Below are 12,409 nucleotides of genomic sequence, written 5' to 3' on the forward strand. Positions count from 1 at the left end.
AGGCGCTACAAAGCGCCTTCATCTACAAATGAATAATAGGTTTCAGGAGTAATGATAAGATGATCCAGCAGTGTAATATTGAGAATGCTGCCGGCCTCTTTGACTTTTCTGGTTATCTGTTTATCAGCTTCAGAAGGTTTTATCTGTCCCGAAGGATGGTTATGAATCATAATCAGCGCAACAGCATTTGCTTTAAGTGCAGCTGCAAATATCAGCCTGAGGTCAACCACAGTACCGGAAATACCTCCAGAAGATACTTCTTAAATACCAAGCACTTTATTGGATTGATTTAAAAGCAAGATTTTAAATTGCTCGAAAAATTCTATTGTATCAGGATTCCAGGACTGAACTGCCAGCTGGTAAGCCGTTTTGGAAGAATTGATAAAAGGTCTTTCGGATGCTTTTACTTTTGTTTTGTAGACCAATTGGATTTCTGCTACCTGATTCCAGTTCTGAAGTGTTTTTGAAGTTTCCATGATTTCTTAAGTTTAAAGATTAATAATGGAACCTGAATCGGGAATGAGAAAGCGAGCGAAAAAAGCAACGCAATAAAGCAGGTTTTTTCACCTGCGTTTATGGGGGAATTTTTTTCTGCGAACCGCCTTTCCTTCCCGAAATTTGTTTCGAAATTAAGCCTGAACCCTGAAACAATATCCCCTTCAAGTGTCTGCGCCGCGGAATTTTATCAAAAAAAAGGCCGAAATCTAATTTTCGGCTCTTTCTTCTTTTTTGTTTTTCATGCGCTTCTTTATCTGGTAGAGATTCTGATTGAGAAGCTTCAATATCTGCTTATGATGCAGGGAAATCTTGTTCTTGTCTCCACTGCACTGCAGGACTTCAAGCGAGGGAAGCGCCACCTCTATGGTCTCCACGGGTTTGTTTTCAAATTTAGCCGACAGGATGAGGGAGTTTCTCTTTTTGTAGTATTCATTGGTAAATACGCAGTGGCGGAGTATATCGCCCTGTTCGAGAAAATCATTCACGCTTTCAATAACGCAGATGGAAAGATTCTCTTTTGTGAACTCAAGCCCGAAAAACTGTTTTTTCTGTTCTTCATAGCTAATCTGCGCTTGCTGTATTTGGGCTCTTAGTTCCTGTATATGGAGACGTCTTTGGATTATGCGTTTTCTCTCCACAAGCCTGTCATGCACTTCTTCCAAATTCTTAGGACATACCAAATCAGGATTATTCAAATCCTTTTTGAACCATTTAAGCAAGGAGATGTAATCTTCCCAAAGTCCAAAGTCCTTTACCTTGTAATTGTTCTTGGCGCAGGTTTTGACTGCCTGCCAGTTCTCCCTGATGTGCTGTGAGTGTGAGATCAGATAATGAAAAAGAAAATCGGTCTGCCCTCTCTTTAAGAGCGTCTCTGCGTGGGAATCTTTCAAAAGAGCGGTAAAAAGAACCTGCGGAGCGATGCCGTAGAAACTGCCTTTGAAGCCGTTTCTTTTCAGCACGGAAATCGCTTTTGAAGACGGATAGACTTTATAGGGATTGATGTGGAATTTGGGAGAATCCTCAAAACTCTTCGGCCGGATTTCAAGAGAAGTATAATATTTCCAAGCATCATAGGCATTTGAGAAAACGTTGGTGCCGATCGAGAGCGTTCTCACCTCCCCTTTTTCATTAATCCAATGTTGCATCACTTCCTTATGAAAATAAGTCGGCATGCAGTTCTTTTTCATGTCCTTGTGCGAACATATGATGCGCACCACCTGAAATCCCCCGCACACATCCAAGACAGCGAAATACTCTATTTTCTTGAAATACACCTGATTAAACTGTTGCATTTTCAACTTGCCTCTGCATTCCGTACAGTTGATATACTTTTGACAGGATGCTTTCTGTGCATCAGGCTTCCAGGAGTGGGCGCAGTCAAGGCAGTGGAATTTTCCCCTTGAAATCACGCCCCATTTGATGAAAATGTTTTTTTCTGCCCAAACCTGGATCTTTTGCGATACAGGCGAAAGGGTCTCACTAAGGGACACAATCTGTTTTTCTATGATGGTTTTAGGTATCATAGGTCAAAGAGTGTTAAGGTTTTTGATTCGGCTTTGGGAGTAATGACTGCCGTTTTTGCAACAACTGTATTCTGCGGAAGTTCGGGCATACTGGTAAACAAATCAACCTTTGCAGGCGGACTAGCCACTACCCTGCAATTAATGGGCTGAGGCTCTCCGATGCTGTCATCGGTGTAGTATTTGACCGCCATGTCAAATATTTCCTGATTGTCAAAGGCGCACAGTCCTGTTTTTTTGACCTCGCCAAAAATGTAATTGCAACAGCCCTCCAAGTTTTTGGATTCCTTGGCGAAGTCATTTGCAAAGACAATATCGGCAAGGGCGGTCTGATTGAGATAGTTTTCTATAGCGGTCTTAAAATTTTCTGAAGCTTTCATAAGGCATGATTTAAGATGAAATAAAAAGATTATTCGAAAGAGGTTCTGTAGATGTCATAACAGTACTCTTCAAAACAAAGCCAGCACATAAAGGTGTAATGAGGCAGACCGTAGCGGTCTTTAACCGCTTCCCCAATGGAATCTTCCATTTCTTTTCTGATGTCTTCCAAATCGTCAAGGTGTTCGATATAGAACTTTTTACAGTCGGCATGATAGATAAACTCTGTGACCATACCGCTGATGCATCCGCTGCTCTGCATATCTTCAAGGAATGCTTTGAGCTGTTCTTTTTTTGTTCCGTCATAAGACTGCATTTCGAAAAGGACTATCTTTTGGAATGCATCGTGAACTTCATACTCGGCGTATATTGATTTTTTCAAGGCTTTCATAACTCATTTTTTTAAGCTTGTACAATTGATTCGGATTAAAAAGGCAGGTCGTCAGGCTGTTCCTTTTTGCTGTTTTTGGCGGGAACGGCATTAGCCTGCACAGGCTGAGCATCGGAGACAAACACCAATATTTTGATGTTGCTTGTGTGAAAAGAGAGGCTTGCTACAGCCTTGCCCTCAGAATTAATATAGGCGTTCACTCCTATCCTGCCGTATAGTTCCACCATTGCGCCTTTTTTGAGCCATTGCGCAACACCCGCACTGAGCCAGTATGAACAGTCGATATAGGTGACTATTTTTGTTGTTTCCGTACTTCCTTTGGCTTTGTACGTATCGTTAACTGCTATAGAGAAGTTTACCACCTCCCTGTCTTTTGCTGTTTTGGCAACTACTGCATCCCTTGTCAAACGTCCTGTGATTTCCATGATTTCTAAATTTTAAATGATTACTTATTTTTAAAATTCTTTTCCCCTGCCTTTCCCACAAAATGTTTTCAAAAGAAAAAACGGAAAAAAAGAAAGCAGGAATAAAGCGGGCATCAAGGAAACAGAGGGCTATAAGTCCCGAAGGGCGGCACCGCCGTTATGCGCCTGCAGGATCCGGTGCACGCTAACTTGGCTGCCTTTTTATCCGTTTCTAATGAAAACAGCACTTATAAATAACTAAAAAAACAGCTTCATGAAAACCATAACAATTAACCCGCTGATTATGACATCGACAATTAACAGTTAAATTCATATCAAAATATTGGTTATTTTAGCCACTCAATTACATTAAAATAAAGGCATGGATGAATTTAAAACGAATCTCATAGAAAGCTCTACTGATATTTTAGAGTACGGCATTGATTTTTTTACCGAGAATGAAATCATTAAAGATTTCCCTATTATTGGGACTGCAGTAAAGATCGGATTTACTGTAAAATCAATCAGTGATAGAATATTTTTAAAAAAAATCGAACGCTTTCTATTTGAATATTCAAAACTGACTTCTTTGGAAAAAAGCGTTATGCATAAAAAAATACAGCTGAGCGATTCTGAAAAGAAGAAGACTGGAGAAGCTGTAATACTTTTATTGGACAGATTCAGTGATTTGAACAAGCCATACTTTTTAGCCCAATGTTTTTCATCCTATATAGAAGGCCAGCTACCTTTTGAGGATTTCATACGACTAGGAAGTGCAATTGATGCAAGCCATTCTGCTGATCTGCAAGATTTTTTAAAAGAGCCTGATAACCAAAAAGTTTTGGACAGGCTATTAAGAAGCGGATTATCTGAGATTTCCAGAAATGCTTCCTCCATAACTCAAAGCGGATCTTCACCAATTTTACTCTCTCTTGTAAAAACGAGTCTCGGCAAGACCTTCATTAATGTTTTCAGCAATACCCACCACTCTTAAATTCGAAATATGACACCGAAAGAACTATGGAAATTAAGCATTGATGATTTTAATAAGTGGAGAAGAGAAAATGATCTGCTTAAACTTTTTAACTGTTTTCAGAAAACCCTTCCTCACTTTAACGATTGGCTGAATGAATTTAACTTTACAATTGATTTCATATTAAATACGGATAAGCCTGGGGGCTTCTTTTATTGGGATACTGAAACGATACTTGTAAAATCCAGCGAACGGGGATTTGACCATTACTTCTTTGTTCCAATTGAAAACGAAGCACATGATAAAAGGCTACGTAAAAAGTCTGGCAGTGACACAGCAGTAGAATATAGGTTTATGCCTTATCTGCGATGGGCCAAAAATAAGCTTAAGTACGAAAAAATTATTGAAAGCAAATACAGCAGCCATGAGACCTTTAGATTTGTCTTAACAAATGCTCCAGATTCTCCCGAGGCGTCACAGACATTTATCGCCCCCGGCATTCCTGTTCTAAAACTGGGCGGTACAAAAATTAAGGGATGGGGGCATACTTCACATGTAAATTTAGATTTTGCTGATTTGGATTTTCTTCATGTAAAAGGCAATCATCATTTCAGCAACGAAACTGATATTTTCTTTTCAAGCTGCAGGAATTTACTATTTGAAAACAGTACAGTGAATTTCACCAATTTCTATAGCTGCCATTTTGAAAAATTACAGATAAAAAATTCACGTTTTAGCGGCACAGCATTCTTTAAATGCGATCTGTTTGGGGCAGACATTGAAAATTCAACCCTGTTAAATTTCGTGATTGATGAATGTTACATGCATTCATTTTCATTCAATAGGGTTGAAACAGATAATCTCATATATATACCACCTAAAAGAAATTGGTATTCAGGAGGTTCATTGACCTATGAGAATATAATGCATAATTATAAAAGGCTTCGTGTCCTCTATCAGAATAATGGTCACAGAAAAGAAGCAGGTGAAGCTTATTTTAATGAGAGGCTATATGAATTGAAATACAATAAAAGCAGCATAGAACATAAACGACCGATTAGGCTTCTATTTCAAATGGGATCCGACTATTCAAAGCCATTGATAATGGAGAATATAAATAAAGCTGGCTCCATAGCTTCTGACTTCTTTTCCTATATTATTTGGGGGTTCGGAGAGCGACCTTTCCGCACCTTGATTTCTTCTTTCATAATTTTAACATTTTACGCCATTTTTTATTTTTTTAGCGGAATAGCCACCATAAATCATGATTTGTATAATTCTATCTATCTTTCCATTATTATGTTCAGTACACTGGGTTTTGGTGACTTTGCACCATTTCAAGATGGCTATTATAAAATTTTCATGGTTTCAGAGGCTTTATGCGGAGTTTTTATTTTTGGGCTATTTATTGCGGGCTATGCTAATAAATCGAAATATTAACACTCTGTTTTTCTATATTTGCAAAATTAGCAAACCATCAATATTGACAGTTGGGATGCAATAATAATTCCGATTAATTAATTATTAATTTGAAGTAAAATAAAACTCACGCAATATTTAATATTTACCTTAAAAAATTTAACAGGGTTACTTTTTCGCAAACTTCCTATATCTTTTATAAAGCCTTCTAAATTCAGCTCTTGAAACGTCTAACCCTAAATCTGCGTAGGCAAACATCCTGTATAATAAATCATTCTCATATTCCTTTATTATTTCTTCACAAATATTATCTACTTTACTGTTACTAAATTCATAAGAATTAATTGCAGCAATATACATTCGATGTAGCAACGGAAATAGTTTATTAATTTTTGCAGCTTTGAATAATTTCTCAAAATGTTCGGGATAATGCATAAGATTCGCTTTCATCGAAAGAACAATAGGTTCAACAATACCAATTTTGGTATCAACAAAAGCACCAAGTTCCTCGGATTCAAGCATTACAATACCAGAATGAAAGAAGATGTGATCAGCTCGCCTCTGTACAATTTTACTATTTCCTAATTTCCCAATCACCTGAAATCTTATTAAGTGCGGATCATCGGAATAGTCTCCAAAATTCATATATGTTAAATGGGCAAGTACTAAAAACGGAAATGCATTACCAAAAAATTTATCCTGAATTCCTTCTCCGCTTTTAATTGTTATATCTCCAATACCTTCGTAATACATCCCAAGCATTTTCTCACTATCCGTTTCTTCAACCGTCGGTTCGTCTTTTATTAACTTGTTAATAATTTGGGAAAATACCATTTCATTCTCAGAATTACCAATATCAAATAAGACTCTCGCTGCAACCATTTCCCCATATGGAAAATATTCACATGTTTCAAGAAAAGTGCTATATGCTACATCTAAACTACTTTTAAATAATGGTATAAATTTTTCTTTCAAATATTCAATGCTATAACCTGCAATCAGCTCTGGAAGCTTTGGAACATAAACCCATTTATAGTCTCCTACAGGTCTTTTTTCAATGAACCCTGCGTTAAGTAATCTTTTTATAAGTTTTTCATCTAAAAATTGATCTGCAAAGGATTCTTCTACAATTCCTAAATTATAAGCCATTAACCTCAATTCCGGTTTGTCTTTGAGTGTTGCAATACTTTCAACAAAGACTTGAGTGAATTTTCTAAAATCTATTACTGTTTGATAATCAAATTGAATACTGTTCGTAAATAAATCAAGAAAAGCAATACTAGGGATACTGTCAATATAACCCATGGCTCCTTCGGAAGGTTTTTCTTTTAAAGCATCACTAATTATTAATCGCCATATTCGGGGAGTTCTAAATTCACGTGCATAAACTCCACCTCTCAAAATTCCTAAACTATATTTTTCTTGTAAAAAATCATTTGCTTTAAAGTACTCATCAGTTGTAAAATTTGAAACATTTTGACGAATAAATTCCTTTCCAATTAACGTAAGTGAATTTCTGTCAGGATGTTTAACTAAATAGCGATAATTAGATGTGTCAGTGCAGAGAATAATTCTTTGTTCACTAAATTGAAAGATATCTTTTAGCTCAATAATATGACGTGAAATGTCGGGATCTCCCTCAATTCTTAAACTATCAAAAATTACATTTATCTTTTTCGTGCCTTGCGTGTGAAAACTTGAAAGTAACCACTCACGAACTTTAGTATCATCAATTGGATAGCTAAGAGAGCCTGAAAGGAAATGAGATAATTTTCTAAACAAGGAATAAAAAATATCTTGACAGTCTATATACAATGTTGCATTACCTTTTTCTTTTTCTGATTTGAAGAATTGATAAATAAGTGTGGTTTTGCCTACGAATGCATCGCCAGTCAACAAAATGAATTTATCAGTCTCAACCTTTAGAGTGAGATCAGAAAGTACTGATCTTGGTACGCAAAATGAATTAATGATTGGCTTATCAAATTGATTTACCGTGCCTGTTAATTTATCAAAAGAGTTTGCAGATATACTATTAATTATTTCAAATAATACTCCTTGGTCATTTTGGATTATAGTTTCTATACTATTACGCATTTCATCCGCAGCTATGGATAGATTAGTTTTAACCAGATCCAAAAAACCTCGATCAATTTGCGAAACACTAAAAGGTTCATTTTTAATAGTATCATAAATTATATGATCAATACCGTTAGTTACAATAGTAATGGGGGTTATTTTATCAGTTAATCTGGCGTATGATATTCCTTGTTTAATATCTTCATTAGTTAACGGCAAGCCGGGCTTTTTTAATTCCAGTAAAATAATAGGCTCTTCGTTAATATAAATAAGTAAATCATATATACTTCTCTTAGCGTACTTTGTAGGCTCCTTACCATCAACAATTACATTGTGATGTCCAAACTTAATTGAAAAGTTTCTTTGACATCTTATCTCAGCTTTACTAAATGTAGGTAATAATTTACTTAGTATGTCGTTTACTCGATTTTGAAATTCAGACTCATTCATATAGATACAATGTAATATAAAATTAAGGACTCCTCTAAAGAATTTAAATTATTTCATTAAATTAAACTTGTGGATTATATTATAAGTTTCGATCATAATTATTTTTTTTCGCTATTATTTACACATATGTAGATTTACACAAATGTAATATTCTTAAGTAAGTTTATCTTTTTCTTTTTTTATTATCTTCTTTCTTTAATATTAATATGCCCGGCTCCTATTATTCAACAATCTCTCTATATAATGCTAAATCATATTTCGAATACACATCTTACTCAGCAGTTAATTACGCGATATCAGACATTATCAAATTTACGTGAAGCCTTTATTTTCATATCGTCATTATCTTATTAGTAAGTGATTTGCAATCAATAACAATTTCGTGGCTGAAAGGCATTCTGATCTGATCGAAAGTGTGTAAATCCCAAAGACCGTACAAACACAGGTCATGATAGGCCACTGTCCACATGATGAAACGCCAGCTGTATATGCCTAAACAAAACATCAACTTACCACATCATAAGATGAAGCCAATCAAACAACTTTTTTATTATGGGCTGTTGTCAAGCTACTTGAGAAATAATTAATTAAATTGAATAGGAGACGCTTTCCTATTCATGGCAACGGGTTGAAGATTAAAATAAAATACCGTTTAGATGCTGCTTATTTGCTATTACATACATCGGCATTTTACCATTGCATCATATGGAATTCATCGCGGTTTTCTAATCCAAAGGGAAGAAATCATCCAATTCTGACCTAACGAAAAAACAAAAATCACTTTTGCCGGAAACTCAGTAATTTCGTTTATCTGAGACTAGATCTCACCAGGGTTATATTTACTTATAAAATCACAAACCTTTACAATACTGACTTTATTGTCGGGATGTTTGTAAAGCAGTTTACCATCACCGATGTCAAAGAAAATTGGCGCGGCAGCTAAGCCCCAGCTTTTCCTTTCGCGTTTCCAGGAAAGGGTCAGTTTGTCTTTATCTTTAAGAATTTTATTTCTTTGTTCATCAAAATCAGTTTCTATTTTTATTAAATTTGTCTTGATATAAATGTCGATTGAGGTTTTTAGCTCCTGATATTCACCAGCATTTTCAGCATTCTCCAACTTTAAAAACGAAATTTCTCTTTTAAGCTGGGCAATTTCGACTTCAAGATATAGATGCTGCGCAGCGACGGATTTCAATTCCTCCATCAGAGCCGGTTTCAGATTTTCAAGTTCAGTTAGAATCTCTTTACGCTCCTTAGAAAGTTTCTCAATTTCTACACTATTTTCAAGAGCTGCACTTAAGAAGTGCTTGTTGCGTTTCAAGTCTCCCAACAACCTAAAAAATGTCTTTTTAGTAGGTATTGTATCGTAACTGATAATCTCTATCAGGGAGGAGTCGACAAATAAGTTTTCGCTCTGCCATATAAGTATAATCTGCTCGGCAAATGTTTCTGCATTTTTATTGTAGCTTTTAAAAAGATCAGTCACAGACTGTAATTCTTCTAATGCATCTTCCCTAGATTGGATTTCCGAAATCAAACCGTTTTGTTTTTTCTTTAAATTCTGCAGTCCAACAGAATTGTGTTTACTTAACAGACTTCGCTGTGTCAAATATCGAAGCTCGATTTCTGCCAGTTGTGCATCTGATTTATTTTCAGTAATCAAATTATCTTTAAAAGTCTGCGCATTTATAACCCAAATCATTTTTTCATAAAATTTTTCCCGCTCGACAATAGTTGATGAAGAAATCATGGAATTTTGAAATTCTATTACAATCCCATTTGGCGTAAAAATATCAGCTATATGTTTTTCGTTGTTCTTTTCTATAATTGTTTCCTGCCAGTCAACTGGAAATTTGTTTTTCCAGACCCTATGCCACTCGGTTTCACCTTCCTTCCATAAGTCACAATCTGCGTTATGGACATGTTGCCAATGCCAAATGTAAATTTCTCCACATTTTCCAATTACCTCTTTCTTGCAGAAGTCGCAAACAGCCCTTTGGCCGGAATAAGCAGGAGTATTTTTTTTTCCGCTAATGTCAATTGCATGCTGCATAGTCGAAATAATGACAATTAAGTTATGAATGTATGATTCAAAATCACATTGCATATATTTCCAAATTTATCATTTTTTCATTAATAAAAACTGTCCCAGGCGAGAAACGATCGAAAATCATAATACTGGTCTTCAATCTAATATGTATATATTAACGAATATAGGTATACAAATATAAAATTCAGCATCTGACTGCTGACGCCTTTGTATCTGAATTGCTTTGACATCCAATTCGATTTTAAGTTTAATTCTTGTCCTATTTTTTTAACACTAAATAAGTCAGCGCTGGATCATTCAGCAGGCGTTCCATTTCGGAATGAATTATATCCTGAACATCCTGTTTTATCTGAAGGTAATTGCGCTGGATCATTGCATTGTCAAGTTTTCGAACTGGAGGTATTTCCTTATAATTTTCCATCTCTTTTCTCAGTGCTTCATGGTCATTTATAATTTCGTTATGAAAGGTTTTGAGTTCAATTTTACAATCCGGATCATCAGCCACCATGCCCACAAATTCGCCAGAACTTAGTCCTGAGATTTTCGAGGGCGGGACTGCAGATTCCAATTGTTTTGAACGGCTGATTGAAGTGTCGGCGCTGTTGATCGACAGGCTTTCCCTGTCCTGCATAATTTTTCCGAATCGCTCTGATAATTGTTTGGAAGTATCTCCTGTAACCTGTCCGCTTACTATATTTCCAACAATATTCATAATAACATCTGCCTGTTCCCGCCCATAGTCCTTGCGGAGCTGGGTAAAGTCCTGAATACCCAGACAGGTTGCCACTTTATTGCTTCTGGCAGTAGCAATTAAACTGTCCATATTGTTGAGATATATTGTTGGGAATTCATCGAAGATGAGACTTGATTTCATTTTGTCTTTTTTGTTTACCAGCTTTACAAGCCTGTTCACATAAAGGGACAATACGGCCCCATATATTTGTATTTTCTGTGGGTTGTTTCCCATGCAGACAATCTTAGGTTCCTGGGGATTATTGATGTCCAAAGTGAAATCATTTCCTGATAAAACATAGTATAACTGCGGGGAAGAAAGCCTTGCCATGGCGATTTTCGCCGTAGCAATCTGCCCCTCAAGCTGGTCTGTGGCTTCCTGGATATAAGCATTAATAAACGGATTTATCAGTACTTCAATTTCTTTCTCTGTCCGAAGAAGCGTAAAGAGACTGTCATAATCCATCTGCATGAGTTCAATTACATGAGGCAGGGTACAGAATTCGCCATCCTTATACTTTCTGAGATACCATATAACGGCCGATAAAAAATTGATTGGCGACTCTACAAAAAAGTCTCCCTGTCTTTTTATCCACTCCCTGTTAAGCCCCATTAGAATAGTCCTGGCTGATTCCGAAGCATCGGTTATATCTTCCATGCTCTGCGGGTCCAGCGGATTACACCTGTGCATAATATTATCAAAATTTATAAAGTAACATTTGGGCAGGATTTTATAAGCCTGTTTGTTGTTTTCAAATGTATTATAGACAATTTTTGAGAGGTCATCATATTTAAAATCATAAACAAACATACTGAAGCCTTTTTTTATATGCTGGGTAATAACGTGGCGAATCACAAAATAAGATTTACCCGATCCCGGAGTGCCCAGAACCATTAACGCCCTGAATGGATTTATAATATTTATCCAGCTGTTTCGCAGTTTATCTTTTAGATAATATCTGGCGGGAAGGTTAATAGAATATTCATTCTCCAACAGTCTTTCTTCCTGTGGAAAAGTCTCATTGAGCTTATTGAAAATGTCCTTGCTGTTCAGCGTGTTTTTTATAATCCGAGAAACCATCGTTCCGCCGGAAAGCATGATAAGAAATCCAGTCGAAGTAATTACAATATAAACTATTGCTTTATGTGTCTGCAATGAAAATAACAAAAGCGCAAAATAACTTATAAAATAAATGAGCATTCCAGAAATACAATAAGCAAAAGCAACTTTGTAACTGATCTTTTCATTTTTTCTACCCTTTGCACCAATAAGCGAAATCACGAGAAATCCGAGAGCAAAAAATTTCGATTTATGAAAATTATCAAATAGCCCTGCACGATAAATACCGCCTAAAATTTTATCGGTAAACGCGCTTACCAGCTGCCACTGCTTGAAGGCTGAATAACAATAATAGTAAAAGTGAATTACCAGAATGATAATCCCTATGAGCCTTGTCATATCCAAAATCTTTCTCAGTGCCTGGTCATTTTCTCCTGTCTGCATTCCCATGATAT

Annotated in this window: 9 protein-coding genes and 1 pseudogene; 2 read left to right on the forward strand and 8 right to left on the reverse strand. The window is 36.1% G+C overall.

Features of this window, described 5'->3' with window-relative positions:
- Positions 1–5: 5 nt before the first annotated feature.
- The 5 genes and pseudogenes from EV144_RS03725 to EV144_RS03745 all read right to left on the reverse strand — a co-directional run bounded on the left by EV144_RS03725 (position 6) and on the right by EV144_RS03745 (position 3,212).
- A pseudogene (locus EV144_RS03725) lies at positions 6–476 on the reverse strand (JAB domain-containing protein).
- A gap of 228 nt (positions 477–704) precedes the next feature.
- Complete coding sequence (locus tag EV144_RS03730) at positions 705–2,021, reverse strand: PcfJ domain-containing protein (protein ID WP_134146318.1); 1,317 nt, start codon at positions 2,019–2,021, stop codon at positions 705–707.
- Complete coding sequence (locus EV144_RS03735; RefSeq protein WP_134146320.1) at positions 2,018–2,398, reverse strand: Cas9 inhibitor AcrIIA9 family protein; 381 nt, start codon at positions 2,396–2,398, stop codon at positions 2,018–2,020. Before EV144_RS03735 ends, EV144_RS03730 begins: the two co-directional genes overlap by 4 nt.
- 29 nt (positions 2,399–2,427) lie before the next feature.
- Positions 2,428–2,787, reverse strand: a complete 360-nt coding sequence (locus EV144_RS03740; protein ID WP_134146322.1) for a hypothetical protein — start codon at positions 2,785–2,787, stop codon at positions 2,428–2,430.
- A 35-nt stretch (positions 2,788–2,822) separates the two neighbouring features.
- Entirely contained in the window at positions 2,823–3,212 is a 390-nt protein-coding gene (locus tag EV144_RS03745) for a single-stranded DNA-binding protein (RefSeq protein WP_134146324.1), read from the reverse strand.
- Positions 3,213–3,573: 361 nt separating this feature from the next.
- Between EV144_RS03745 and EV144_RS03750 the strand changes: the two genes are divergently transcribed.
- Together EV144_RS03750 and EV144_RS03755 are read left to right on the forward strand one after the other, a co-directional pair.
- A complete protein-coding gene (locus EV144_RS03750) occupies positions 3,574–4,185 on the forward strand; it encodes a hypothetical protein (protein ID WP_134146326.1) in 612 nt (203 codons plus the stop codon).
- Positions 4,186–4,194: 9 nt separating this feature from the next.
- Positions 4,195–5,604, forward strand: a complete 1,410-nt coding sequence (locus EV144_RS03755; RefSeq protein WP_134146328.1) for a potassium channel family protein — start codon at positions 4,195–4,197, stop codon at positions 5,602–5,604.
- A 147-nt stretch (positions 5,605–5,751) separates the two neighbouring features.
- Here the strand turns inward: EV144_RS03755 and EV144_RS03760 are convergent, their stop codons facing one another.
- The 3 genes from EV144_RS03760 to mobC form a co-directional block, all read right to left on the reverse strand.
- Complete coding sequence (locus tag EV144_RS03760; RefSeq protein WP_134146330.1) at positions 5,752–8,112, reverse strand: type I restriction endonuclease; 2,361 nt, start codon at positions 8,110–8,112, stop codon at positions 5,752–5,754.
- A gap of 817 nt (positions 8,113–8,929) precedes the next feature.
- Positions 8,930–10,219: a competence protein CoiA gene (locus tag EV144_RS03765; RefSeq protein WP_134146332.1), complete on the reverse strand. Its 1,290-nt coding sequence runs from the start codon at positions 10,217–10,219 to the stop codon at positions 8,930–8,932.
- A 202-nt stretch (positions 10,220–10,421) separates the two neighbouring features.
- Positions 10,422–12,398: a conjugal transfer protein MobC gene (gene mobC, locus EV144_RS03770; RefSeq protein WP_134147525.1), complete on the reverse strand. Its 1,977-nt coding sequence runs from the start codon at positions 12,396–12,398 to the stop codon at positions 10,422–10,424.
- Positions 12,399–12,409 lie beyond the last annotated feature (11 nt).

This window comes from Flavobacterium sp. 270 (genome assembly GCF_004368785.1).
In the GTDB taxonomy this organism is placed as follows: Bacteria; Bacteroidota; Bacteroidia; order Flavobacteriales; family Flavobacteriaceae; genus Flavobacterium.

Bases quoted from the DNA above. Each gene is read 5' to 3' on its own strand.
- EV144_RS03730 (WP_134146318.1), bottom strand. From the start codon at position 2,021: ATGATACCTAAAACCATCATAGAAAAACAGATTGTGTCCCTTAGTGAG.
- EV144_RS03735 (WP_134146320.1), bottom strand. From the start codon at position 2,398: ATGAAAGCTTCAGAAAATTTTAAGACCGCTATAGAAAACTATCTCAAT.
- EV144_RS03740 (WP_134146322.1), bottom strand. From the start codon at position 2,787: ATGAAAGCCTTGAAAAAATCAATATACGCCGAGTATGAAGTTCACGAT.
- EV144_RS03745 (WP_134146324.1), bottom strand. From the start codon at position 3,212: ATGGAAATCACAGGACGTTTGACAAGGGATGCAGTAGTTGCCAAAACA.
- EV144_RS03750 (WP_134146326.1), top strand. From the start codon at position 3,574: ATGGATGAATTTAAAACGAATCTCATAGAAAGCTCTACTGATATTTTA.
- EV144_RS03755 (WP_134146328.1), top strand. From the start codon at position 4,195: ATGACACCGAAAGAACTATGGAAATTAAGCATTGATGATTTTAATAAG.
- EV144_RS03760 (WP_134146330.1), bottom strand. From the start codon at position 8,112: ATGAATGAGTCTGAATTTCAAAATCGAGTAAACGACATACTAAGTAAA.
- EV144_RS03765 (WP_134146332.1), bottom strand. From the start codon at position 10,219: ATGCAATGTGATTTTGAATCATACATTCATAACTTAATTGTCATTATT.
- mobC (WP_134147525.1), bottom strand. From the start codon at position 12,398: ATGCAGACAGGAGAAAATGACCAGGCACTGAGAAAGATTTTGGATATG.